Origin of the sequence: Arthrobacter sp. UYCu712, from assembly GCF_040547005.1 — a bacterium.
Classification (GTDB): domain Bacteria; phylum Actinomycetota; class Actinomycetes; order Actinomycetales; family Micrococcaceae; genus Arthrobacter.
The window spans coordinates 16854-40259 of the sequence record NZ_JBEPOZ010000002.1 but is presented as its reverse complement, the minus strand read 5'-3'; the positions used below and the strand labels follow the sequence as shown (position 1 = coordinate 40259).

The window sequence follows — 23406 nt, the reverse complement described above, 5'->3', positions numbered from 1 at the left end:
GCACTGCCGGACGGAGTCGATCACGGCTTCGGCGCCGACAACGTCCAGGTAGGAGTCCTGCTGGCCGGCGAAACTGGCGAACGGCAGGTCTTCCGCAGTGGCTGACGACCGTACAGCGACCGCGGGTTCGTCGCCCGGTTCGTCGCCCGGTGCGTCGCCGAGCGCGGCGTAGGCCGTGCGGAGCGCCGCCGCCACGTCCGGCGGGACCGGCGATGCTGCAACCAGCTCCCGGGCGCGCTGGGCATATGAGCGCGACGCGGCACTTTGCGGTGCGGCCCCGTCATTCTCCGCATCGAGTTCGGCCGCGATGGTGCCGAGGCCTGCCTGGGCTGCCAGTTCGTAGGCATTCGTGGTCAGGCAGAAACCGGCCGGGACGGGGAAACCGGCCGCCAGCAGCTTGCCGAGGTTCAGGGCCTTGCCGCCCACGAGGCCCGGCGGAGCCGACCCGGCCTCCTTGAGGTCCATGACGAGGGGCGCGGCCGACGTGCGCCTGACCGGGGGAGTACGGTCTGCAGCAACCACGGTCCCGCTCCTAGGAATGCTCCGCGGCGCCGCCGGTGTCCTCCCATATGACGTCCAGATTGCGGAAGACAGGAGGGCCGTCGCACAGGGCGGCCATCTTCGCGGCGAAGTCCGACGTTTCCGGCCGGCCGGAATTCTCCATGGCCGACTCGTAGGACTCGAACTCGACGATCGTGAAGTACGTTCCGGGACGATCGCGGTCCGCGGTGGCAACGATGCGGCCGAACGTGGGGGCCGTGCTTCCGTCCGTCCTGGAGGGGCGGCCGAGCTCTTCAATTTCCTCGATGCGGGAGGTCTGAAATTCGATGATCTGCACAAACCTGGCCATGATGGCTCCTCGACGGCGGCGGACGCTGATGCTGATGCGCATCACGGTAGACCCGCCGTGTTGGCAGTGCAAGAGCCGGTGCAACAGCTCCCGCAAAAGCCGGCCGCCGCCGTCGTGAGCGCCCGGCTAGGGGGTCAGCAGGACCTTGATCGCGCGCCGTTCGTCCATGGCCCGGTACGCCTCGGGCGCTTCCTCCAGCGGCATGACGACGTCGAAGACCCGGCCCGGATTGATGGTGCCGTCGAGCACGTCCGCCAGCAGCTCCGGGATATAGGTCCTGGCCGGAGCCATGCCGCCCGCGATCGAGATGTTGGTGTCGAAGAGGTAGCGCAGCGGGGCTTCGGCGCCGCCGGTCGGGACGCCGACAAAGCCCAGGGCGCCGCCGGGACGCACGCTGTGGAGGGCCTGCTCCATGGATTCCTTGGTTCCGACGCACTCCAGCACGGAGTCGGCAAGTACTCCGCCGAGGAGTTCGCGGACCTTGGCGACGCCGTCCTCGCCGCGTTCGGCCACGATGTCGGTCGCGCCGAACTCGCGGGCGATCGCCTGCCGGTCGGCGTGCCGGGACATGGCGATGATCCGTTCCGCCCCGAGGCGCTTTGCCGCCAGCACGCCGCAGAGCCCCACCGCGCCGTCGCCGACTACGACGACGGTCCGGCCGGGGCCGGCCTTCGCGGCGAGGGCCGCATGGTGGCCGGTGGCCATCACATCGGAGAGGGTCAGCAGGCTGGCGCGCAGGGCGTCGTCCGGCTCGGTGACGCCGGGGACCTTGACCAGGGTGGACTCGGCCAGAGGCACACGGACTGCCTGGCCCTGGCCGCCGTCGATCGCGAGGCCGGTGTCGTCCTTGCCGCCCCAGCCGGCGAGGTGGTCGCAGGCCACCGTGACGCCGTCCAGGCATTGCGGGCATGCGCCGCAGCTGACCACGAAGGGCGCGATCACGAGGTCGCCGACGGCCAGTTCGGTCACGTCGTCGCCGACGCTCTCCACCAGGCCGATGAACTCGTGCCCGATCGCCGACGGCTTGCGGGTGGGCTTGACGCCGCGGTACGGCCAGAGGTCGGACCCGCAGACGCAGGACGCGGTCACCTTGACCACGACGTCGGTGGGCAGCTGCACGGCGGGGTAGTCCCGGTCTTCCACCCGGATGTCTCCGGGGCCGTGGATGATGGTTGCGCGCATGGAAACTCCTTGAAAGATGGGTGCTGGGCTCGATTCGAGTCTAGTCCCGGGGGCAGCACCCACGTCCTCCTAGCGCATCCCTTCCCGCCGGATGGCCGTGGCGATCGCGGCGGCCCGGGTTTCCACACCGAGCTTGGCGTAGATGTGTGCCAGGTGGGTCTTGACGGTGGCCTCCGAAATGAACAGCCGTTTGCCGAGCTCGCGGTTGCTCAACCCTTGGATCAGGAGGCTGAGGAGTTCGGCCTCGCGCGGGGTGAGGACCTCATCAGGGTTGCGCAGTTGCTGGAACAGCCTGCTGGCCACGGGGGCGCTCATGACGCTTCTGCCCTGTATCGCGCCCCGGACGGCCGCGAAAATCTCCTCGGGTGCCGCGTCCTTGAGCAAATAGCCCATGGCCCCGGCGTCGACGGCACGCACAATGTCCGCGTCGGAATCGTAGGTGGTGAATACCAGGATGGCCTGTTTGCTGTTGCGCCGGCGGAGCCGCTTGATGGCTTCGATGCCGTCCATGCCTGCGCCCATGGCGAGGTCCATCATGACGACGGCGGGGGAGAACTCGTCCACCGCAACGAGCGCTTCCTCGCCGGAGGCGGCCTCCGCGACGACGGCGATGTCCGGCTGGGTGCCGAGCAGCGCCTTGAGTCCGCTGCGGACCACCAGATGGTCGTCCACGAGCAGCACGGAAATGGGATTCATGCAGTCTCCTCGCCACGGACGGGAGGCAGCGGCAGCTGGGCGGCCACGATGGTTCCCTCGCCGGGGGAGCTTTCCACCGAAAAGACGCCGCCCAGCTGCTCCACCCGCTGCCGCATGGCCCGTAGGCCGTACCCGCCCTTGTCAGAGGGTGCCGGTACTGTCCCGGGATCAAAGCCGCGGCCGTCGTCGAACACGTCCAGCGTCACCGCATCCGGGAGGAACCCCAGCGTCAAGCTTGCCTGCTCCGCCCGGGCGTGCAGGTTGATGTTGGCCGCCGCGCTCTGGGTCACGCGCAGCAGGGCGTGGCGGATCTCGGCGGGAAGCTCGCGGGGGACACCTGTGACCTGCAGGCGGACGTCGTCGAGGTAGAGGAGCGCGGTTTGACGCAGGGCCTCGGGCAGCGGGCCGCTTTCCAGGCCCGGGGCGGAGAGTTCGTGGACCAGGCTGCGGGTATCGGCCAGGTTCTGCCGCAGCAGGCTGCCCGCTTTCTGGACCTCCAGCTTCGCGCCGGCGTCGGGCCAGGAGCGTTGGGCGGCCTCTAAGAGGAGCAGGCTGCTGGCCAGGCCCTGGGTGATGGTGTCGTGGATTTCGCGTGACACGCGCTCGCGCTCGGCGGCAATCCCGGCGGCGCGTTCACTGGCTGCAAGACGCTCCTGGGCCTGCGAGACCTCGGCGTACAGCCGGCGCTGGAGAGCGGCGTCGTGCTCGATCCTGTCGTAGATCAGCGTCAGCAGGATGCCGGCGGCGATCGGGCCAAGCAGCATGGCGACGTCGGTGTCCCCGCTGAGCCGGTAGAGCCCGACGGCGGTGGCCACCGTTGTCACGCCCCCCGCCAGGTAGGCCGCCCAGCCGCGGAAGGCCGCGCGGGACAGGAAAAAGAGGGCGAACGAACACCAGGCGAAACTCGGTGCCGCGATGACCAGTGCGGCCCAGGCGGCCACGAGCGCGAACATCCACAGCAGCCAGGGCTGGCCCCGCTTCGCGAGCACCGCCACCACGCCGTAGAGGACGCACACGGCACCGGCCAGGGCCACGGTCCAGAGATTGTCCGCGGGACTGTGCCGCAAAACGTACCGCACTCCGGATGCCACCATCAGCACACCGAAACTCAAGTGCACGACGGCGTCGATCCGGCCCATCCCGGGCCGGTCTGCGGCGGGGGTGCCCTCGGCGGTTCTGTCTGCGGAGGGGCTGCCCACGGTCCCGCTCGGCGTTGCTGGCATGTTGTTCCTGTCCGGTGTGTGGCGCTCCCCTAATGCTAGGCGCCCTGCCGATGCTGGTCTCTCAACCTTTTGGCTGATGCCCCAAGCGGAACGGATGAGGGGCGGCGAGGCGTTGGACCGATCCCCTTCTGCGCGGGGACCGGGAGCATGGAACCGTACGAACAGACGGACTCATAGAAGGAAGCACCATGAAGAAATCCACCAAGATCTACGCCACCGCCGCGGCCGGAGCGTTGCTCCTGACGGGCGTGGCCACGGCTGCCGCCAATGCCGTTGCCCCCGAAGCGGTCGCGGCCTCCAAGTCAAGCACCGCCACGGATGTCCAGCCGGTGCCCGAGACCGTGGTGTCCCAGAACCGGATTACCGTGGGCGCCTCGGGCAAGGCCGTGAATGCTGCCCTGGCCAAGTGCCAGGCTGACAAGCTCCCGTTCGTCACCGTGGCGCTGGTGGACCGCTTCGGCACAGTCCAGGCACTCCTCCGCGGGGACAACGCCGCTGAGCACACCATCGAGGCGGCCAGACAGAAGGCCTACACCGCGGCGGCGTTCGGTGCACCCACCAGTGAACTTGCCAAGCGCGTCAACGGCAACGGACCGTCGATTGCCGACCTCCCGGGCACCCTGTTCCTGCCCGGCGGCGTGCCGTTGAAGGTCAACGGCGTTTCCGTGGCCGGCATCGGTGTCGGTGGCGCCCCGGACGGCATGATGGATGAAGCCTGCGCGGCGGCCGGTGCCGAGGCGATCGCCGGAACAGCGAAGTAGTCTTCCAGTATGACCGGTCTCTGGAAGGCTGTGCTGATCAGCGCGGCGATGGTGGGCCTAACTGCTTGCAGTCCGGAAATCGAAAGGCCCCTCCGCCTGGAGTCATCGCCGCCAATGGTCCAGGTGACTCCCGGACACGGCGCGTCGTCGCCGGCGGCTGCAGCAACCTCTGCGCAGCCGTCGCCGTCCACGCGAGCGGCACTGTCTGCGGAGGCGCAAGCCGAACTGGACCAGGCGCTGATCCGGGCCGCCAAGGCCAACGATCTTGCGCTGGTCGGGGAGCTGATCAGGGCCGGAGGCAACGTCAACGCCAAGGACGCAATCGAGGACTCGGCGTTCCTGTATGCCGGCGCGGAAGGATTCAACGAGATCCTGCAGCTGACGCTCGCTCACGGTGCCGATGTTGCCAGTACCAACCGCTACGCCGGCACGGCACTGATTCCGGCGAGTGAACACGGCCACGTGGAAACGGTCCGGATCCTGATCGCGGCGGGGGTCCCCGTCAACCATGTCAACAGGCTGGGCTGGACCGCGATGCAGGAAGCAATCCTGCTCAATAACGGAGGTCCCCGACAGCAGGAGGTGGTGCGGCAGCTCCTGGAGGCCGGCGCGGACCCCGGCATCCGCGATCCCCAGGGCCGCACGGCCCTGGAGAACGCCGAGCGGCTGGGCTTCGGCGGGATTGCCGCCCTCATCCGGGCCCGCGGCTGACCCCCGCTCCGGGCCGCGGGCTGGTTCAGCTGACTTAGACGGCTTCGAGCACGCTGACGTAGTTGGCGATCCCGACGCCGCCCATGTTCTGCACCGCGGCGCGGCGGGGGGTGCCCAGCTGCATGTCCCCCGCGGTGCCGGTGAGCTGCATCGCGGCGATGACGTGCTGCGAGACGCCGGTGGCGCCGACGGGGTGGCCCTTGGCCTTGAGGCCGCCGGAGACGTTGACGGGGAGCTTGCCGTCCTTGAAGACCCAGCCTTCCTCGAGCGCCCGGGCGCCCTGGCCGGGTTCGGTCAGGCCCATGGCCTCGTACATCAGCAGTTCGGCGATGGTGAAGCAGTCGTGGACCTCCGCGAAGTCGAGGTCGTCGAGCCCGACGCCGGCCATCCCCAGCGCGCGCTGCCAGGAGACCCGAGTCGCGGCGAAGGCGGTGGGATCGCGGCGCTCGGCCGGGAAGAAGTCGCTCGCCTGGCCGAAACCTGCCAGCCGGACCGGGGCGGTTGCCCCGCCCGTCGGCGCGACGCTCAGCACCACTGCGGCGGCGCCGTCGGACACGGGAGAGCAGTCGGTGCGGCGCAGCGGATCGGCCACCATCGGGTTCTTGTCCGAGACGGTGCGGCAGAACTCTTCGCCGAGGTCCTTGCGGAGCTGGGCGTAGGGGTTGTCCACGCCGTTGCGGTGGTTCTTCGCCGCGATGGTGCCCAGGACGTCGCCGAGACTTCGGGCGCCGGCCCGGTAGCGCTTCTCGTAGTGCTTGGCCACGTCGGCGAACAGCCCCGTGAAACCTGTTGTGGAGGCCTTGCCGGCCATGTCGTAGTCGGCGCCCAGCAAGGCCGCGCCCACGACGTCGGCCCCGGCGTGGGTCATCTTTTCGGCGCCGATCACGAGGACGGTCTTGGCGGTGCCGGCCAGGAGGGACTTGGTGCCCTGCTGGAAGGCGGCCGAGCCGGAGGCACAGGCGTTCTCGACCCGGGTGGACGGTACGTTGGCGAGCTGCTCCGAGACCTGCAGCGCCAGCGAGGACGGGAAGGCCAGCGGCATCATGCCGGAGTTGAACTGGCCGAGGTAGATCTCGTCGATCTGGCCGGGCTCGATGCCGGCGTTGCCGATCGCCTCCGTGGCGACCTGCACGATCAGGGATTCGAGGGTCTCGTCCGTGAGTTTGCCGAAGGGGCTGTGTCCCCAGCCGGTCAGCAGGACGTCCTTGCCGAACTTTTCACGCAGGCTCATGCCGGTGCTCCTTCGAGCTCGGGTGCTGCTTCCGGGGTGTCCTCGAGGGCGACGTCGAACTCCGCCTCGGTCTTCTCGCGGATCTCCTCCACGGTGACGCCCGGGGCCAGACGCGTGAGCGTGAGCCGCCGGCCGCCGCTTGTTTCCTGTTCCTGCTTCACAAGGTCGAAGACAGCGAGGTCACTGATGATGCGGTCCACGCAGCTCAGCCCGGTCAGCGGGAGGGTGCATTCGGTGACGATCTTGGCCGTGCCGTCCTTGGCGTTGTGTTCGGTCAGCACCACAACGCGCGGAGTGCCGGCGACGAGGTCCATGGCGCCGCCCATGCCCTTGACCATCTTGCCGGGGATGGTCCAGTTGGCGAGGTCGCCGTTGCCGGAGACCTGCATGGCGCCGAGGATGGCAACCTTCACGTGACCGCCGCGGATCATGCCGAAGGACATGGACGAGTCAAAGATGCTGCCGCCGGGAAGCACGGTGACCGTCTGCTTGCCGGCGTTGATGAGGTCGGCGTCCTCCTCGCCCTCATAGGGGAAGGGGCCCATGCCGAGCAGGCCGTTCTCGCTCTGCAGGACGACGCGGACGCCCTCGCGCAGATTGTTGGCGACCAGCGTGGGGATGCCGATGCCGAGGTTGACGTAGTCGCCGTCGTTCAGTTCTTCGGCCGCGATCGCAGCCATTTCGTTCCGGGTCCAAGCCATGATGTTTCTCCTGAAAAATTGTGGGGGCGGCGCGGGTGCCGAATTAGACGGTGACGGCGGCGGACGCTGCGTCGGCCGTTGCCGGGCGGGGGCGCACGGTGCGTTGTTCGATGTCCTTCTCGCGGCCGCTGGCCTGCACGATGCGCTGGACGAAGACCCCGGGAGTGATGATGTGGTTCGGGTCGAGATCGCCGGGTTCCACGATTACCTCGGCCTCCGCGACGGTCACGGCACCGGCGGCTGCCACCACGGGGTTGAAGTTCTGCGCGGTGTAGCGGTAGATCAGGTTCCCGTCGGTGTCCGCAGTGTGTGCGTGGACAAGGGCGACGTCGGCCTTGATGGCCCGCTCCTGGACGAAAGTCTCGCCGTCGAATTCGGCCAGCGGCTTGCCTTCGGCGACGAGGGTTCCGACGCCGGTCTTGGTGTAGAAAGCGGGGATGCCGGCGCCGCCGGCGCGGAGGCGCTCGGCGAGGGTGCCCTGCGGGGTGAACTCGACCTCGAGCTGGCCGGCGAGGTACTGCTCGGCGAAGAGCTTGTTCTCGCCCACATAGGACGCGATGACCTTGCGGACCTGGCCTGCCTCGATCAGTACCCCCAGGCCCTTGCCGTCCACGCCCATGTTGTTGGAAACGACCGTGAGGTCCCTGACGCCGGAATCTCGCACGGCCTCGATCAGGTCCGCGGGAATGCCGCTGAGGCCAAAGCCGCCGACGGCGAGCGTCATGCCGTCACGCAGCACGTCCTGCAGCGCAGCGGCCGCACTGGATTTCATCTTTGACATTTGCTTCTCCTCATTGAGCTCTCGCCACCAATCCACGTTGTGGACTGTTCGTCTGAAGAAGGAGCCTATGGTGTGTCGCTGACCACTGTCAACGCCGTCATTCCGCTACATCTTCTGCATTTTTACAGTGTGGACGCTACGATGGGCAGTGTCCATAATATGGATACTATTGAGGAATCCAGAGGTGAAAGATGAACTCCGCACCCGTCCAGGGCGCCCAAGTGGTCAGCCGGGTCGCGGCGCTGCTGCGCATTGTCGGACGCAAGCCCGAAGGCTCCCCGCTCGTGGAACTGGTCCGCGAATCCGGGCTCACCCGGCCCACCGCGCACCGGCTGCTGAGCTCGCTCGCGGCCGAAGGCCTGCTGGACCAGGAACCGCGCAGCGGCAACTGGGTGCTGGGGCCCGAGATCCTCTTGATGGGTTCGGTGGCCTCGGCGCGGTTCCCGCTTGAGGACATCGCCCGGCCCAGCCTCCGGCGGCTGGCCGAGGAGACCGGCGAAAGCGCGTTCTTCTCCATCCGCCGCGGCGCCGAGACGGTGTGCCTGTTGCGCGAGGAAGGGAGCTTTCCGGTGCGTTCCTTCGTCCTGCACGAGGGAGTCCGTTTCCCGCTGGGAGTGGCCTCCGCCGGCACCGCCATCATGGCGTTCCTCCCCGCGGAAGAACAGGACCAGTTCCTGGCGGACTGGGCCGCGCACGCCGGCAGCTTCGCCGCGGCCCACACCCAGGCGGTGGTCCGGAAAAACCTGGCGGCGACGCGCGAGGCCGGCTACTCGGTCAATCCGGGGCTGGTGCTGGAAGGGAGCTGGGGGATGGGCGCCGCGGTGTTCGACCAGCGCGGCCGGCCCGCCTGGGCGCTGTCCCTGACCGGTATCGAGCCGCGCTTCCGGGAGGAGCGGCGCGAGTTCCTGGGCCGCCTGCTGATGGACGAGGCGCACCGGATCTCAACCCTGCTGCAGGGCGCCCGGTAGGCGGCCCGGCACGCGGCCGCCGTCCGGGGGCACATTGGCGCGGACACTCCGGACCCTGGCGCCGAGGCGGTCCAGCCAGGGCTCGAAAGTGCCCCCGGAGGGAGTGTTTCCTTGGCCCGGCTACTTCCACCACGTATCGCCGATGGTGACCGGGACGGTGCGCTTGTGCCGGGTCCGGAGATACTTCTGTTCGATCCGTTCAGCCACGTCGTCCGGGACGTCGCGGCCCTCGAGGTAATCGTCGATCTCGTCGTATTTCAGGCCGAGTTCATCCTCATCGGTGCGGCCCGGCTTGCCGTCGAGCAGGTCGGCGGTGGGCACCTTGTCCCAGATCCTCGCCGGAGCGCCCAGTTCGGCCAGCAGGGCCCGGTTCTGGCGCTTGTTGAGCCCGAACAGCGGCAGCACGTCCGCGCCGCCGTCGCCGAATTTGGTGAAGAACCCGGTCACGGACTCGGCGCCGTGGTCCGTGCCGATCACGAGATAGTTGTGCTCGCCGGCGAGGGCGTACTGCGCAATCATGCGGGAACGGGCCTTCATGTTGCCCTTGGTGAAGTCGGAGACCTCCTCGCCGGTGGTCTTCTCGAACTCCTGCTCGAAGCCGTCCACGGCGGGAGCGATGTTGAACGTCCATTCCGTTTCCGCGCCGATGAAGTCCAGGGCGGCCTGGGCGTCGTGCTCGTCATGCTGCACGCCGTAGGGCAGCCGGACGGCCACGAAGTTCGCGTCCACCCCTTCGGCTTCCAGCTCGTTGACTGCCAGCTGGGCCAGGCGCCCGGCCAGGGACGAATCGAGGCCACCGGAGACTCCCAGCACGAACCCCTTGGTGTGGGTCGCCTTGAGGTACTCCTTCAGGAACGTGACGCGTTTGCGCACCTCCCCGGCGGGGTCGATCCGGGGCTGCACGCCCATTTCTTCAATGATGATCGCCTGGAGTTCACGCATGACTCAAAGCCTAGCCAGCGGTGTCAATTGGACTCAACTGCGTCCGCCGGATGGCGTCACGGACAGCGAAGGGCGCTACGCGCAAAACGAATGGCGCTGCGCAAAATACCCTGGGCTACGCGAATCCGCGCAGCGCACGGTATTTTGCGCAGCGCCGGGCCGAATCCGCCGCGAAAACCTTGCCGAAAACCGCTCCCGTCCGGCGCCGCAGCGGCGTACCGTGGGGCCATGGAGAAGACCGGATGCGCGGTGGTCGGCGGCGGACCGGCCGGCATGATGCTGGGACTGCTGCTGGCGCGGGCCGGTGTGCAGGTGACAGTGCTGGAGAAGCACGCCGATTTCTTCCGGGACTTCCGGGGCGACACCGTCCATGCGTCCACCATCCGGCTGATCGACGAGCTCGGCCTGGGCGAGGAGTTCCGCCGGCTGCCGCAGAGCAAACTGAGCAACGTCGCCTTCCCCGTGCCGGGAGGTCCGCCCGTGACAATGGGCAACTTCGATTCGCTGCCCCCGCCCTACAACTACGTCGCCATGATGCCGCAATGGGACTTCCTGAACTTCCTGGCCGCCGCGGCCGCGCAGGAACCGTCCTTCACTTTACTGATGGGCCACAAAGCCACCGCCCTGATCCGCAACGGCGGCCGGGTCCGGGGGGTCCGGTACCGCACCTCGACCGGCGACGAGGGCGAACTGCTGGCCGATCTGGTGGTCGCCACGGACGGCCGGCATTCAGCGCTGCGCCGCGCAGCCGGGCTGGCGCCGAAAGAGTATCCCGTGCCCTTTGACGCCTGGTGGTTCCGGCTGCCCCGCTACGCCTCCGAGCACGGCGAAGTGGCGGGCATCGTGCCGGCATTCGGCCGGGGCGAGGCCCTCCTGGCCCTGTTCCGGGACGACTACTTCCAGATGGGTTACCTCGCCCCCAAGGGTACGGATGTGCGGATCACGGCAGAAGGCATCGAGGGGTTCCGGCGGCGGGTTGCGGCGCTGCGTCCCGACCTTGCCGACAGGGTGGACTCCATCGCCTCACTGGAGGACCTGCACTGGCTGGACGTGCGCCTGGACCGGCTGCGCGAATGGCACATTAACGGACTGCTCTGCATCGGAGACGCCGCCCACGCGATGTCCCCGGCGGGTGGGGTGGGCATCAACCTGGCCATCCAGGACGCTGTTGCCGCGGCGGACTGCCTTGCCCCGGCGCTGCTCCGCGGGCGGGTGTCCCGGGCGGAGCTGGCAAAAGTCGAACGACGACGGCGGCCCCCGACCGTCGTCGTGCAGACGGTCCAGCGGGTCATGCACCGTGTGGTGTTCGGGCCCATCATGACCGGACAGCGGTCCGGCGCTCCGGCCGTGCTGCTGTTCCTGGCCCGCCGGATCCCGGCGGTCGGCAGGCTTGTGCCGCGTTTCGTCGCGTTCGGGCCCCGCCCCGAGCATGCGCCGGCCTTCGCCCGGCGCGCCCCGCAACACCTGTGAGCAAGGAGCGAGCAACCGATCATGGGTCAACTGGTGGTCCAGGAATTTGTGACGGCCGACGGGTTCGCCGCCAATATCGACAACGAATTCACCGCCTACGAACTGCTCCAAGGCGGCACCGCCGAGTTCGACCAAAGCCAGCAGGAGTGGCTGGCCACCGTCGAGGCGGTGGTGCTCGGGGCAGCCACCTACCGGATGTTCGTTGAATTCTGGCCGACTCCCGCATCCGACGGCGAGATCATTGCGCCCGCACTCAACGCGCTCCGCCGCTACGTGTCTTCCCGGCAGCTCCAGAGGGCGCCGTGGGGCGGACTGGCCGAGGCAACCATTGAATCGGGCGACGCGGTCGAGGCGATCCGACGCATCAAAAGGGAGGTCGCGGGCACCATCGTGCTGTGGGGCAGCCTGACCCTGAGCGAAGCGTTTTTTGCGGCCGGCGAAGTGGACGCCATGCGCCTCGTTGTCATGCCGGTGGCGATCGGCGCGGGGCGCGGCGTGTTTCCGGCCGGCCAGGACCCGACCCTGTTGAAGCTGCTGAGAGGGAGACGTACGACGCCGGGCTGGTCGAACTCGAATACGCGCTTGATGCCCGCCGTCCCCCGGAAGCCCCGGTCCGCACCTGAGCGCCAGCCGGCCCTGCGTGGTGCGGCGGGCCTGGGCCCCTGCGTCGTCATCTGGGCGTCCGTCTGGATTCCCGTTGCGCGCCGCCCACTAAACTGGGTCCCATGACTGCCACCCTTGACTCTGCCTCTGACACTTCCGCTGCCCGTGCCCGCCTGCTGGAACTGATCAAGGAACTGGCCGTGGTCCGCGGCCAGGTAATCCTCTCCAGCGGGGCGGAAGCCGACTACTACATCGACCTGCGCCGCATCACCCTGCACCACGAGGCGTCCAAGCTGGTCGGGCAGGTCATGCTCTCGCTGCTGGCCGACGCCGGGATCGACTTTGAGTGCGCCGGCGGACTCACCATGGGCGCAGACCCCGTGGGCACCGCCGTGATGCACGCCGCCGTCGACGCGGGCCGCCCCATCGACGCGTTTGTGGTCCGCAAGGCGCAGAAGTCCTACGGCATGGGCCGGCAGGTGGAGGGCCCCTCCGTCGAGGGCCGCCAGGTGCTGGTCCTGGAGGACACCTCCACCACGGGCGGCTCCGCGCTGACCGCCGTCGAGGGCGTCCGGAAGGCCGGCGGCAACGTCGTGGCCGTCGCCGTGATCGTGGACCGCGACACCGGCGCCAAGGAAAAGATCGAAGCCGAAGCCGGGGTTCCCTACCTCTTCGCGTTCGGCAAGGACGAGCTCGGCCTCGACTAGGGACGCCGCCGGGCGGGCCGGGGCATGTGGACGGGCACAGGGGGGTGACTTATCATTTCTTAACTAACACCCAGTACCCGCCCCTTGGAGAACACGCGCCATGCTCCCGTCCGAACATCCCCTGAGTCCCGGCATGTCCCCGGGTGCTGACCTTGAGTTGAGCAGTGTCGACCAGATCCAGAACCTCATTCTGGACAGCGCGGACTTCGAGGTGTTCCTCAACGAACTCGCGCGGTTCTCCGCGCACCAGGTGGCGGGCTCCGGCGATGATGCACTGTGCGGAATCACTCTCCTGCGGGACCGGAAGGCCGCCACGATCGGCTGGAGCAGTGACTCCGCCCGCGAAGTGGACGAGATCCAGTACTCACTGTCGCAGGGCCCCTGCCTGACCGCGGCAAAGGAAGAGCGCGAAGTCTACGTCCCGGACCTCTTTGAAGAAGACCGCTGGGGACCCGACTACGCCGACGCCGTCGCCTCGCACGGGCTGCGTTCGGTGCTGTCCGTGCCCTTCCACCTACAGGGCGACGCCCAGGCGGCACTGAACCTGTACTCGGACGTGCCGCGCAAGTTCGACGGCGACGTCGCTGCCCGGGCTCGCGGTTACACCCGCGAGATCTCCCAGGCACTCCGGCTGGCGGTCCGCTTCTCCCTGCACACGGACAGCGCCACGAACCTCCGGGCCACCCTCGAATCCCGCACAGTCATCGACATGGCCGTCGGGATTGTCATGGCGCAGAACCGCTGCAACCAGGAGACCGCCGTCCGGATCCTCACCGACGCGTCCAGCAACGGCAACGTCAAACTGCGTGACATCGCGAGCTCGCTGGTGCAGTCGGTTGGCGGCGCCGCGACCCGCACCCACTTCGAAGAGCCCGGCCGGAAAGAGGCAGTCTGACCCTGCCGCTCATCCGGTAGTGGCGTATGACTTGTGCCCGGTCCCTGCTGCCGTTACGCTGAATGAGGTTGAGCCGTCGGCCATAGACACCCTTTTTTGGAGTACCTATGGACCAGAATCTCAACGCCCACGTCAAACTCGACATCGCCTCGGATGTTGTCCGGATCGACGTCCGAGGGAGCCTCACGCAGGCATCGCGACCATTTCTCCTGCAGATCATCCAGCGCGTCCGCCAAATGGGCATCAGCTCCCACATCCGCGTTGACCTCGGCCGTGCCGGATTCGTTGAATCTGTGGCCCTCGCCGGTCTGCGGAACGACCTCAACACGATCGACGGCGGCGCGGCCCGGCCGGACGTGGCGGGCGCCGTTTCGGCGGCCACCGGAGTCTCGCTGGACCTGAACCCTGACCGCGAGGACCCCGCCGCCGTGCTGCGCTCCATCGATATCTCGGGCGATTTCACGGCGTCCCTCGACTCCTCGGGAACGCGCACGCTGACCGGCTTCACCGACGATGAACTCCTGGCCGCGAGCGACTCCGTGTTCGGCAGGCTCGATGACCCCGCCGACATGGCCAGCTCGGAACTCCTGGCCTCCTACGACGAGATCGGCCTCGAAATCAGCCGGCGCGAGGTCGGCCGCGAGCCCGAACCCGCCTAGGCCCGGCTGCGTCCCCGGAGACCGTGGCTGAGCTGTTATCCGGCCCGGTTACGGATCCGCGATCGGCAGTGGATACGGTAGGGGTGTGCCGCGTGAGAGCGAAGAAAACGATGCGTGCGGCCCCGGTTCCGCCGGGGCCCGCATACTCCGGCACGCCGCAGAACTGAAGCGTTTCTCGCGCCGGAATTTCCTCATCGGCACCGGTACCGCGTCGGTCCTGGCCGCGGACATGCTGCTCACCCGCCGCGTCCAGACAGCCCGGCGGGTGAACGACATTCTCACCGTTCCGGACGAGACCGCCGAAAAGTACTTCCCCAAGGCCAGCTGGATCCTGTTTCCCGGCTACAAAACCAGCTGGGAGGAAGCCCAGTGGATCCTCAACGCCCTCCGTGGTGCCCTGAACAAGCGTGGCCAGCTGGCCGCCGTCGGCTATTCGAACGTGGGCCTGGACATCGACCAGATCGTGATCGCCGTGATTGAATTCGTGCGTGCCCGGAACCTCACCACGCTGTATTTCTACGGCCACAGTTTCGGCGGCATGGTGGCCACGCAGGTCGCGGCCCGGCTCCGGGAACTGCACGGATTCGAAGTGGCGTTCATACTGCTCGATTCCAGCCCCAACAGCAGACACGACGTGCTGGACCAGAGCTGGTTCGAGGGGGTGGTGTTCCTCTATGAGACCGGATTCCGGTTCCCCTCTGTGCTGCGCGGCGGGTACGAACTTGGTGAGCGGATGCTGCACAAGGACGAACGCAGCTGGGGTCAGGTCCTGGACCAGACGCTGGAGCAGCTCTCGCCGATTGCCCCTTCCAGCGTCCTGATCCAGTCGGAGTCCGCCTACATCTACCACTACGATGCCAGCCGCTTCGCCGGGAAGCTCGGGGATACGCGGATGGCGTTCATCGGGAACCCGCGCGACCGCACCGTGGACTACGAGACCGCACGGGATGCGTGGATGCTGACCTTCAAGGCCAACATGGTTTCCGACGAGCTGCGCACCGACGGCGCCCGGCCGGCGCACGCCAGCCCGGGGTGGAATCCCGCCGTCTACCGCCCCCTGATCGAGGAGCTGCAGGACGAACTGTTCCCGCTGCCCTCCGGCGGAGGCAAAAAGACGGCGTTCTAGGGCCCTCCCCGGCGCAGCACGGCTAGATCTGGTTCTTCAGGTCCGCCACGGAGTTCAGGATCTGGTTGGGCCGGAACGGGTAGGCCGCGATGTCGTCGCGCTGCGTGATGCCGCTGAGGACCAGGACCGTGTGCAGCCCGGCTTCCATGCCGGCGATGATGTCGGTGTCCATCCGGTCACCGATCATCGCCGTGGTTTCGGAGTGCGCATCGATCTGGTTCATCGCGGAGCGGAACATCATCGGGTTCGGCTTGCCGACGATATAGGGCTCGCGGCCGGTTGCCTTGGTGATCAGCGCGGCGATGGCGCCGGTGGCCGGCATCGGTCCATCCTTCGAGGGCCCGGTAGCGTCCGGGTTGGTGGCGATGAACCGGGCGCCCCCCAGGATCAGGCGGATGGCCATCGTGATCGCTTCAAAGGAGTACGTGCGCGTTTCGCCCAGCACCACGAAGTCCGGGTCCTGGTCGGTGAGGATGAAGCCGGCCTCGTGCAACGCCGTCGTGAGTCCTGCTTCGCCGATGGTGTAGGCGCGGTTGCCGGAGTCCGAGCCGCGCACTTGGTCCTTGAGGAACTGGGCCGTCGCCAGGGCGGAGGTCCAGATATTCTCCTCCGGGATTTCCAGGCCGGAACTCTTCAGCCGCGCCGCCAGGTCCCGCGGCGTGAAGATGGAGTTGTTGGTCAGGACCAGGAACCGCCTGGAGGTGTCCACCCAGCGCTGGATCAGTTCCGCGGCGCCGGGGATGGGCTGGTTCTCGTGCACCAGGACGCCGTCCATGTCCGTCAGCCAGCACTCGATGTCCTGGCCGCTGCGGTACTTCGACGCCGTTGAGCGCACCTCGTCCGGATCTGTTCTTTCGTGTGTCCGCTGGTCCGCCATGGTGCCCTCCGCCGATAGTGTGCCGCTTCCTGTGTCCCAGTCTAATGTTGAGTGGTGACTGAACCCGAGACCTCCAGCGAACCCACTCCCGGCCCTGCGTCCGCGACAGAATCCGGGGGAGTAGCCGAGCCGGAAGCCGGGGCGGAATCCAAGGCGGAGGTCGGTGTCGGGCCGTGGGAGGGCGAGCTGCCGCCGGGGGACCACTGGGACCCTGACCTCCTGGCCGACGGGGACCGCCGCAACGTCGTCGACAAATACCGCTACTGGAAGCACGAGGCGATCGTGGCGGATCTCGACTCCCGGCGTCACAATTTCCACATCGCGATCGAGAACTGGCAGCACGACCTCAACATCGGCACCGTGGTCCGGACCGCCAACGCCTTCCTCGCCAAGGAAGTCCACATCATCGGACGACGCCGGTGGAACCGCCGCGGGGCCATGGTCACCGACCGCTACCAGCACGTCCGCCACCACCCCACCGTGGACGACTTTGTGGCCTGGGCGCAGGGGGAGGGGCTGGCGATCATCGGGATCGACATCTTCCCGGACTCCGTCCCGCTGGAGACCTACGAGCTCCCCAGGGACTGCGTGCTGGTGTTCGGCCAGGAGGGCCCGGGGCTGACGCCGGAGGTCCACGATGCCGCCCTCGCCACTCTCTCGATCGAGCAGTTCGGTTCCACCCGGTCCATGAACGCCGCTTCCGCCGCGGCCATCGCGATGCACGCGTGGATCCGCCGGCACGTGTTCGGCCAACTCCCGGGGTAGGGACGTTCGCCCAACACTGCCGCGATCTGCCGTCTGGGCCGGGGCCACAGGCGGGTGAGGGGTAGGCGGAGCCGCCGGGGCGCGAGTATTACACGGGCGCAGTGACCGCAGACACGGCCCCGGCGCAGGAATGACTAGGATGGTTCCTAGCCGACGAGGTTCCCTCCAGGATCACCAGCCCGTAGACGAAATTCACTTTAGGAGTCAGCATGCCCATTGCAACCCCAGAGATCTACTCCGAGATGATCGACCGCGCCAAGGCGGACGGCTTCGCGTTCCCGGCTGTCAACGTCACCTCCTCCCAGACCCTGAACGCCGCCCTCCGCGGCTTCGCCGAGGCCGAGTCCGACGGCATCGTCCAGGTCTCCACCGGCGGCGCTGCCTACTGGTCCGGCGCCTCCACCAAGGACATGGTTGCCGGTTCGCTGGGCTTCGCCGCGTTCGCCCGCGAAGTTGCCAAGAACTACGGCGTCAACATCGCCCTGCACACGGACCACTGCCCCAAGGACAAGCTCGAGGGCTTCGTCCTGCCGCTGCTGGCTGCCTCCGAGGCTGAGGTCAAGGCCGGCCGCAACCCGATCTTCAACTCGCACATGTGGGATGGCTCCGCCGAGACCCTGCAGGAGAACCTGCGGATCGCCCGTGAACTCCTCGAGCGCACCGCATCCGCCAAGATGATCCTCGAGGTCGAGATCGGCACCGTCGGCGGCGAGGAAGACGGCGTCGAGAACGCCATCAACGACAAGCTTTACACCACCGTCGAGGACGCCCTTGCCACCATCGAGGCCCTCGGTTCCGGCGAAAACGGCCGCTACATCACCGCGCTGACCTTCGGCAACGTGCACGGCGTCTACAAGCCCGGCGGCGTCAAGCTTCGCCCGGAGATCCTCAAGGACATCCAGGAGCAGGTGGGCGCCAAGATCGGCAAGGCCAACCCGTTCGACCTCGTTTTCCACGGCGGTTCCGGCTCCTCCGAGAAGGAGATCGCCGACGCCGTCTCCTACGGAACCATCAAGATGAACATCGACACCGACACGCAGTACGCCTACACCCGCCCCGTTGTGGACCACATGCTCCGCAACTACGACGGTGTGCTGAAGGTTGACGGCGAGGTCGGCAACAAGAAGCTCTACGATCCCCGAGTCTGGGGCGCGTCGGCCGAAGCCGGCCTCGCGGCCCGCGTCGTCGAGGCAGCCCAGCAGCTCGGCTCGACCGGCAAGTCGCTCAAGTAATGTCCGACGAGTTCCGCAAGAACCTGATGGGCCCCGAGCCCACGCTCCTGCCCGCTGAGACCGAGGTCTACGCGGCGCTGGACGCGGGCCAGGAAGCGCTGGATCTGGTGGAGAAGCACCCGACGTCCTCGCTCCTGTGGGCCGTCCTGGCCGAGGAAGCCTGGAGCGAGGGCCGGACCATCGATTCCTACGCCTATTCCCGCGTCGGCTACCACCGCGGCCTGGACTCGCTGCGCCGCAACGGCTGGCGCGGCGTCGGGCCCATCCCGTGGGAGCACGAACCCAACCGCGGTTTCCTGCGCGCCCTGTATTCGCTGGGCCGCGCCTCCGCGGCGATCGGCGAAGCCGAGGAACCGGAACGGATCCAGAAATTCCTCAACGACTCCGATCCCGCGGCCAAGGCAGCGATCGAAGCAAAGTAACTGCCTTAACGACGACGGCGGCTGCCACCGGAAGGTGGACAGCCGCCGTTTTCGTGGGGTGGGCCCACGCCCGCAGGGTGCGGGTGGGGACTAGTTGGTCTTGGTCAGGCCGGTGCGCGCCATGGCATCCAGGTAGACAGTGTGCATCTCTTCGAGGTACTGCTCCTGGCGGGCCGGGGTCCCGGCGAACGCGCGGCCGCTCAGCGAGCGCACCTTGTAGGTCTTCAGGCCGCGGCGCCAGATCATGGGCACCTCGGTCTTGAGCAGCAGGTTGGCGAGCCGGTTGGCCTCCGTGCCGTGGGCCACGATCACCGAGGCGCGGGGAACGACGGCCAGGAACTTCAGCAGCGGCTTGAGCCCGGCAGAAATCTGGTCCGGCGTGAACTTGCCGTTGGGCTCGCCGGGAACGTGCCACGGGTGGACGTTCCAGGGCATCACGAACTCGGGACGCAGGCCCAGCTTCCACTGGACACCGAGCATCCGGGTGGCGGCTTCCTCGTCGCCCGCGGTGATGAAGCCGGACGGGTCATCGGTGCCGATATTGGAGAAGAGGCTGATGATGCGGCACTCGTCGATGTCGTGCATGGGGTCCACGTAAGGGACAGTGGTGCCAGCTTTGGTGGCCTGCAGCGTGTCGCACAGCTCGTTGACGGCTGCGACGCTAGGTTCGTAGCGGCGGCTCAGGAGCTGCTCGCGGAAATTTTCAGTGGCCAAGGCTGTCATATGTTGCTGTGTCTCCTGCGGGATTGGTAAAGCTGCCATACCGGACGCGGGCACGCCAAATACAGGGCACGCTGGATCCGGTGTGGTTTGAAAATGTGGTGTGGACCGATTCCTGGTCGGTCCTAATCAGTCTATCAAGCCCAGCGAAATGCTGGACCGCGGCCGGGGTGATGCTGTCCCCGTCCCGACTAATGGCGGCCCGGTGCCGGCCTGGTGGATGATGCAGCTATGACGAACGCTATGAAGAAGAAGGAATCCTCCGCCGCCGCCGTCGTGTCCTTCGAAGGAGTGGCAGCGGACCTGGCCGGGGCCGGCGTCGTCCTCGGCCAGACGTTTGGGGCGCGGGCCCTTGTGGTGAACCGCAAGGCCATCGCCTGCCTGAACGGCGATGAGATGGCGTTCAAGCTGGGCCGGGACTCGCCGGGGCCGCCCTGGCGTTCACCGCAGCCTAGCGGGCCGCCGCCATGCACCGCCGGCAAGTCCATTGGGCGGTCGAATGAGTGACCGGCACGGTGATCGGCTAAACTTGGGTGGTAAGAGCCCCGGACTCTGGCGTTGATGGTAAGAGCACAGCGGTAGATTCGGGGCATTCTCATGAACGGCGCTGACCTCCGGCGACCCACCTTGGTGAACCAGGCACGGTGGATGAAACGGGAGTCGGCCCGAACGAATGGGGGAGGATCCCATGCCAGCAATCGTGATCGTCGGAGCCCAATGGGGCGACGAAGGCAAAGGTAAGGCCACTGACCTGCTTGGCGGCCGCGTCGACTACGTCGTCAAGCCCAACGGCGGCAACAACGCCGGACACACGGTCGTCGTGGGCGGTGAGAAGTATGAGCTTAAGCTCCTTCCGGCCGGCATCCTGAGCCCCAACGCGGTTCCGATCATCGGCAACGGCTGCGTGGTGAACCTGGAAGCCCTGTTCCAGGAGATCGACGGCCTGGAAGCCCGCGGCGCGGACACCTCCAAGCTCCGCGTCTCCGCCAACGCCCACCTCGTGGCGCCCTACCACCAGGTCCTGGACAAGGTCACCGAGCGTTTCCTCGGCTCCCGCGCCATCGGCACCACCGGACGCGGCATCGGCCCGGCCTACATGGACAAGGTGGCCCGCCTCGGCATCCGCGTGCAGGACGTCTTTGACGCCTCGATCCTGCGCCAGAAGGTCGAAGGCTCGCTGCGCCAGAAGAACGAGCTCCTGGTCAAGGTCTACAACCGCCGCGACATCGAGGTGGACGAGATCGTGGAGTACTTCCTGTCCTTCGCCGAGCGCCTCCGCCCGCTGGTCATCGACAGCACCTACGTCCTGAACACCGCCCTGGACGAGGGCAAGGTGGTCCTCATGGAGGGCGGCCAGGCCACTTTCCTGGACGTTGACCACGGCACCTACCCGTTCGTGACGTCCTCAAACCCGACGGCCGGCGGCGCCTCCGTGGGCTCAGGCATCGGCCCCACCCGGATCTCGCGTTCCATCGGCATCATCAAGGCGTACACCACCCGCGTGGGCGCCGGGCCGTTCCCCACGGAGCTCTTCGATGAGATGGGCATGTACCTGCAGAAGACCGGCGGCGAATTCGGCGTCAACACCGGCCGTCCCCGCCGCTGCGGCTGGTACGACGCCGTGCTGGCCCGCCACGCCTCCCGCGTCAACGGCTTCACGGACTACTTCGTGACCAAGCTGGACGTGCTGACGGGCATCGAGCAGATCCCGGTCTGCGTGGCCTACGACGTCGACGGTGTCCGGCACGAGGAAATGCCGATGACGCAGACCGAATTCCACCACGCCAAGCCGATTTTCGAGTTCTTCGACGGCTGGACCGAGGACATCACGACCGCCCGCACGCTGGAGGACCTGCCGGAAAACGCCAGGAACTACGTGCTGGCACTGGAAAAGCTTTCCGGCACGCGTTTCTCCGCGATCGGCGTCGGCCCGGACCGCGACCAGACCATCGTGATCAACGACCTGATCCATGACTGACACTGACTGACTGAACTACGACGGCGGCGGGTCACCTGGAAAGGTGGCCCGCCGCCGTCGTCGTGGTTAAGCAAACCCGACCGTCAGCCGGGACTACTCCGCGGACGTGAAAGCCAGCGAAAGCCAGTTCTCGCGGCACAAACGGGCGGCCGCTTCGGCGTCGCCGAGGCGGGCGAGCCTGATGATTTCGGCGTGCTGCGCCACCGAACCCCGGGCGGCGAAGGAACCGAAGCGCATCCGCTCCACCCGGCGCAGCACCGGCGTGGTCTGCTCAAGGAGCCCGTGGAGCACCGGGTTGCCGCTGACCGTGACAAAGACGGCGTGGAATTCGTCGTCGGCCCGGAGCGCCGACTCGACATCCGCATCCTGCAGGGCCTGTTCGAAGCGTGAGTTGGCCTCGGCCATGGCGGTAAGGTGATCCTCCGTCAGGAGCGGGACGGCCAGGCGCGCGGCCAGCTCGTGCAGCCCGGCCACCACCTGCTGCGTGCTGACGGTCGACGCCTGGTCGTAGGGGGCGACGATGGTTGCCTTGCCCGGCAGCGCCATCACCAGGCCGGCGCGTTCCAGCCGCAGCAGGGCCTCCCGGATGGGGGTCCGGCTGACGCCCAGCCACGCTTCCAGCTCCGTGTCTTTCAGCCGTTCGCCGGGCACGAACGTGCCGTCGACGATCGCGGTCAGGATCGATTCGAAGACGTTGTCCCGGAGCAGGGGCCGCTTGTGGACTCCGGAGAGCGAGGGGACAGGCATGCAACATATCGTATATCGCCCTTGTTCTCCCGGGACGCGTATCGGACAATGCAATATATTGCATATTGAACTGCAGATGCCGTTTCCCACCACGAGCGAAGGACCGTCGATGGCCATCACCGATTTCGAACGCTACCCCCTGATGTTTGGACCGAGCCCCGTCCACCCGCTCCCGCGGCTCAGCGCGCACCTCGGCGGTGCCCGGATCTGGGCGAAACGGGAGGACGTCAACAGCGGCCTCGCGTTTGGCGGCAACAAGACCCGCAAGCTGGAGTACTTCGTCCCGGAGGCCCTGGCGCAGGGCGCCGACACGCTGGTCTCCATTGGCGGCTATCAGTCCAACCACACCCGCCAGGTCGCGGCCGTAGCCGCGAAACTCGGCCTCAAAGCCCGGCTGGTCCAGGAAAACTGGGTCGACTGGCCGGATCCGCTGTCCGACCGCGTGGGCAACATCCTGCTCTCGCGCATCATGGGGGCCGACGTCAGGCTGGACAGTGCGGGCTTTGACATCGGCATCCGCAGCAGCTGGGAAAGCGCCATCGAAGAGGTCAAGGCCGCCGGCGGCAAGCCGTACGCCATCCCGGCCGGCGGGTCCGACCACAGGCTGGGCGGGCTGGGCTTCGCCAACTGGGCCTTCGAGGTGGAAGAGCAGGAACGCGAGCTCGGCATTTTCTTCGACACGATCGTCGTCTGCACGGTCACGGGGTCCACCCACGCCGGGATGATCGCGGGTTTTGCCGGCCAGGACAAACCGCGCCGCGTGATCGGCATCGATGCCTCGGCCACACTGCAGAAGACCCGCGACCAGGTTGAACGCATAGCCCGGAACACTGCCGGGCTGATCGGCCTCGGCCGGGAGCTCCGGGACGACGAAATCAACGTCTTGGAAGGCTGGGCCGGGGACCGCTACGGCATCCCCGTCGAGTCCACCCTGGAAGCCATCCGCCTGGGCGCCTCACTCGAGGCCATGATCACGGACCCCGTCTATGAGGGCAAGTCCCTCGCAGGGCTGATCGACCTCGTGGAAAGCCGGGAGATTCCGGCCGGCAGCAATGTCCTCTACGCCCACCTGGGCGGCCAAATCGCCCTCAACGCCTACAGCGGGCTCTTCCGTTCCTGACACGGCGCCCACCGTCCCGGGCAGGGATCCGCCGGCGAT

The 23406-nt window shown here is 67.5% G+C and carries 26 protein-coding genes and 1 pseudogene; 15 read left to right on the top strand and 12 right to left on the bottom strand.

The annotated features are described in order from the left end of the window. Positions 1 to 48: 48 nt before the first annotated feature. The 5 genes and pseudogenes from ABIB51_RS02165 to ABIB51_RS02145 all read right to left on the bottom strand — a co-directional run. Positions 49 to 465, bottom strand: a pseudogene (locus ABIB51_RS02165) (PEP/pyruvate-binding domain-containing protein); the annotation flags it as partial. A gap of 67 nt (positions 466 to 532) precedes the next feature. Next, the gene (locus ABIB51_RS02160; RefSeq protein ID WP_354185026.1) at positions 533 to 850 is read right to left on the bottom strand and encodes a hypothetical protein; all 318 of its coding nucleotides are present in this window, start codon (positions 848 to 850) and stop codon (positions 533 to 535) included. A 126-nt stretch (positions 851 to 976) separates the two neighbouring features. Further along, positions 977 to 2032, bottom strand: a complete 1056-nt coding sequence (locus tag ABIB51_RS02155) for a zinc-dependent alcohol dehydrogenase family protein (RefSeq protein ID WP_354185024.1) — start codon at positions 2030 to 2032, stop codon at positions 977 to 979. Positions 2033 to 2101: 69 nt separating this feature from the next. Further along, entirely contained in the window at positions 2102 to 2728 is a 627-nt protein-coding gene (locus ABIB51_RS02150; RefSeq protein WP_354185022.1) for a response regulator, read from the bottom strand. Continuing rightward, complete coding sequence (locus ABIB51_RS02145) at positions 2725 to 3951, bottom strand: sensor histidine kinase (RefSeq protein ID WP_502916059.1); 1227 nt, start codon at positions 3949 to 3951, stop codon at positions 2725 to 2727. Before ABIB51_RS02145 ends, ABIB51_RS02150 begins: the two co-directional genes overlap by 4 nt. 188 nt (positions 3952 to 4139) lie before the next feature. On the opposite strand from ABIB51_RS02145, the gene ABIB51_RS02140 reads away from it, so the two are divergent. Next, positions 4140 to 4712, top strand: coding sequence for a GlcG/HbpS family heme-binding protein (locus ABIB51_RS02140; RefSeq protein WP_354185020.1), 573 nt, complete (start codon positions 4140 to 4142; stop codon positions 4710 to 4712). Positions 4713 to 4721: 9 nt separating this feature from the next. Continuing rightward, the gene (locus ABIB51_RS02135) at positions 4722 to 5423 is read left to right on the top strand and encodes an ankyrin repeat domain-containing protein (RefSeq protein ID WP_502916058.1); all 702 of its coding nucleotides are present in this window, start codon (positions 4722 to 4724) and stop codon (positions 5421 to 5423) included. A 34-nt stretch (positions 5424 to 5457) separates the two neighbouring features. On the opposite strand, the gene ABIB51_RS02130 is transcribed toward ABIB51_RS02135, so the two are convergent. Genes ABIB51_RS02130 through ABIB51_RS02120 form a run of 3 tightly spaced genes read right to left on the bottom strand, consistent with a single transcriptional unit; the run spans position 5458 to position 8136 of the window. Next, the gene (locus ABIB51_RS02130) at positions 5458 to 6654 is read right to left on the bottom strand and encodes an acetyl-CoA acetyltransferase (protein ID WP_354185018.1); all 1197 of its coding nucleotides are present in this window, start codon (positions 6652 to 6654) and stop codon (positions 5458 to 5460) included. Continuing rightward, positions 6651 to 7355, bottom strand: coding sequence for a CoA transferase subunit B (locus ABIB51_RS02125; protein WP_354185016.1), 705 nt, complete (start codon positions 7353 to 7355; stop codon positions 6651 to 6653). The genes ABIB51_RS02130 and ABIB51_RS02125 overlap by 4 nt, the downstream gene beginning before the upstream one ends. Positions 7356 to 7398: 43 nt before the next feature. After that, the gene (locus tag ABIB51_RS02120) at positions 7399 to 8136 is read right to left on the bottom strand and encodes a CoA transferase subunit A (RefSeq protein ID WP_354185014.1); all 738 of its coding nucleotides are present in this window, start codon (positions 8134 to 8136) and stop codon (positions 7399 to 7401) included. A gap of 191 nt (positions 8137 to 8327) precedes the next feature. Here ABIB51_RS02120 and ABIB51_RS02115 point away from each other — a divergent pair, with 191 nt between their 5' ends. Next, complete coding sequence (locus tag ABIB51_RS02115) at positions 8328 to 9104, top strand: IclR family transcriptional regulator (protein ID WP_354185012.1); 777 nt, start codon at positions 8328 to 8330, stop codon at positions 9102 to 9104. Between the two features lie 120 nt (positions 9105 to 9224). Here the strand turns inward: ABIB51_RS02115 and nadE are convergent, their stop codons facing one another. Next, the gene (gene nadE / locus ABIB51_RS02110) at positions 9225 to 10046 is read right to left on the bottom strand and encodes an NAD(+) synthase (protein WP_354185010.1); all 822 of its coding nucleotides are present in this window, start codon (positions 10044 to 10046) and stop codon (positions 9225 to 9227) included. Between the two features lie 228 nt (positions 10047 to 10274). On the opposite strand from nadE, the gene ABIB51_RS02105 reads away from it, so the two are divergent. The 6 genes from ABIB51_RS02105 (at position 10275) to ABIB51_RS02080 (ending at position 15506) form a co-directional block, all read left to right on the top strand. Then, on the top strand, positions 10275 to 11516 hold the full coding sequence (locus tag ABIB51_RS02105; RefSeq protein WP_354185008.1) for an FAD-dependent oxidoreductase: 1242 nt from the start codon (positions 10275 to 10277) through the stop codon (positions 11514 to 11516). Positions 11517 to 11549: 33 nt separating this feature from the next. Next, positions 11550 to 12245: a dihydrofolate reductase family protein gene (locus ABIB51_RS02100; protein ID WP_354185006.1), complete on the top strand. Its 696-nt coding sequence runs from the start codon at positions 11550 to 11552 to the stop codon at positions 12243 to 12245. Continuing rightward, complete coding sequence (gene pyrE, locus ABIB51_RS02095) at positions 12242 to 12826, top strand: orotate phosphoribosyltransferase (RefSeq protein ID WP_354185004.1); 585 nt, start codon at positions 12242 to 12244, stop codon at positions 12824 to 12826. The genes ABIB51_RS02100 and pyrE overlap by 4 nt, the downstream gene beginning before the upstream one ends. 133 nt (positions 12827 to 12959) lie before the next feature. Further along, positions 12960 to 13721 (top strand): GAF and ANTAR domain-containing protein, encoded by a 762-nt coding sequence (locus ABIB51_RS02090; protein ID WP_354185002.1) that lies wholly within the window; start codon positions 12960 to 12962, stop codon positions 13719 to 13721. A 107-nt stretch (positions 13722 to 13828) separates the two neighbouring features. Next, on the top strand, positions 13829 to 14380 hold the full coding sequence (locus ABIB51_RS02085; protein WP_354185000.1) for a hypothetical protein: 552 nt from the start codon (positions 13829 to 13831) through the stop codon (positions 14378 to 14380). 85 nt (positions 14381 to 14465) lie between these two features. After that, complete coding sequence (locus ABIB51_RS02080; RefSeq protein WP_354184998.1) at positions 14466 to 15506, top strand: thioesterase domain-containing protein; 1041 nt, start codon at positions 14466 to 14468, stop codon at positions 15504 to 15506. A gap of 22 nt (positions 15507 to 15528) precedes the next feature. Here the strand turns inward: ABIB51_RS02080 and ABIB51_RS02075 are convergent, their stop codons facing one another. Then, positions 15529 to 16383 carry an HAD-IIA family hydrolase gene (locus ABIB51_RS02075; protein ID WP_354184996.1) on the bottom strand — a complete coding sequence of 285 codons (855 nt, stop codon included), beginning with the start codon at positions 16381 to 16383 and terminating at the stop codon, positions 15529 to 15531. Positions 16384 to 16437: 54 nt separating this feature from the next. On the opposite strand from ABIB51_RS02075, the gene ABIB51_RS02070 reads away from it, so the two are divergent. The 3 genes from ABIB51_RS02070 (at position 16438) to ABIB51_RS02060 (ending at position 18802) form a co-directional block, all read left to right on the top strand. Beyond that, the gene (locus ABIB51_RS02070) at positions 16438 to 17148 is read left to right on the top strand and encodes a TrmH family RNA methyltransferase (protein ID WP_502916057.1); all 711 of its coding nucleotides are present in this window, start codon (positions 16438 to 16440) and stop codon (positions 17146 to 17148) included. Between the two features lie 209 nt (positions 17149 to 17357). After that, positions 17358 to 18380 (top strand): class II fructose-bisphosphate aldolase, encoded by a 1023-nt coding sequence (gene fbaA, locus ABIB51_RS02065; RefSeq protein WP_354184994.1) that lies wholly within the window; start codon positions 17358 to 17360, stop codon positions 18378 to 18380. Next, a complete protein-coding gene (locus tag ABIB51_RS02060; protein WP_354184992.1) occupies positions 18380 to 18802 on the top strand; it encodes a DUF3151 domain-containing protein in 423 nt (140 codons plus the stop codon). The genes fbaA and ABIB51_RS02060 overlap by 1 nt, the downstream gene beginning before the upstream one ends. Before the next feature lie 90 nt (positions 18803 to 18892). On the opposite strand, the gene ABIB51_RS02055 is transcribed toward ABIB51_RS02060, so the two are convergent. Continuing rightward, positions 18893 to 19525, bottom strand: a complete 633-nt coding sequence (locus ABIB51_RS02055; protein WP_354184990.1) for a uracil-DNA glycosylase family protein — start codon at positions 19523 to 19525, stop codon at positions 18893 to 18895. Between the two features lie 228 nt (positions 19526 to 19753). Between ABIB51_RS02055 and ABIB51_RS02050 the strand changes: the two genes are divergently transcribed. Further along, positions 19754 to 20029: a hypothetical protein gene (locus ABIB51_RS02050; protein WP_354184988.1), complete on the top strand. Its 276-nt coding sequence runs from the start codon at positions 19754 to 19756 to the stop codon at positions 20027 to 20029. A 181-nt stretch (positions 20030 to 20210) separates the two neighbouring features. Further along, positions 20211 to 21500 (top strand): adenylosuccinate synthase, encoded by a 1290-nt coding sequence (locus ABIB51_RS02045; RefSeq protein ID WP_354184986.1) that lies wholly within the window; start codon positions 20211 to 20213, stop codon positions 21498 to 21500. Between the two features lie 93 nt (positions 21501 to 21593). Here ABIB51_RS02045 and ABIB51_RS02040 read toward each other — a convergent pair whose 3' ends face one another. Beyond that, positions 21594 to 22247, bottom strand: coding sequence for a GntR family transcriptional regulator (locus ABIB51_RS02040; RefSeq protein WP_354184984.1), 654 nt, complete (start codon positions 22245 to 22247; stop codon positions 21594 to 21596). A 109-nt stretch (positions 22248 to 22356) separates the two neighbouring features. Between ABIB51_RS02040 and ABIB51_RS02035 the strand changes: the two genes are divergently transcribed. Next, positions 22357 to 23367 carry a 1-aminocyclopropane-1-carboxylate deaminase gene (locus ABIB51_RS02035; RefSeq protein WP_354184982.1) on the top strand — a complete coding sequence of 337 codons (1011 nt, stop codon included), beginning with the start codon at positions 22357 to 22359 and terminating at the stop codon, positions 23365 to 23367. Positions 23368 to 23406: the final 39 nt, after the last annotated feature.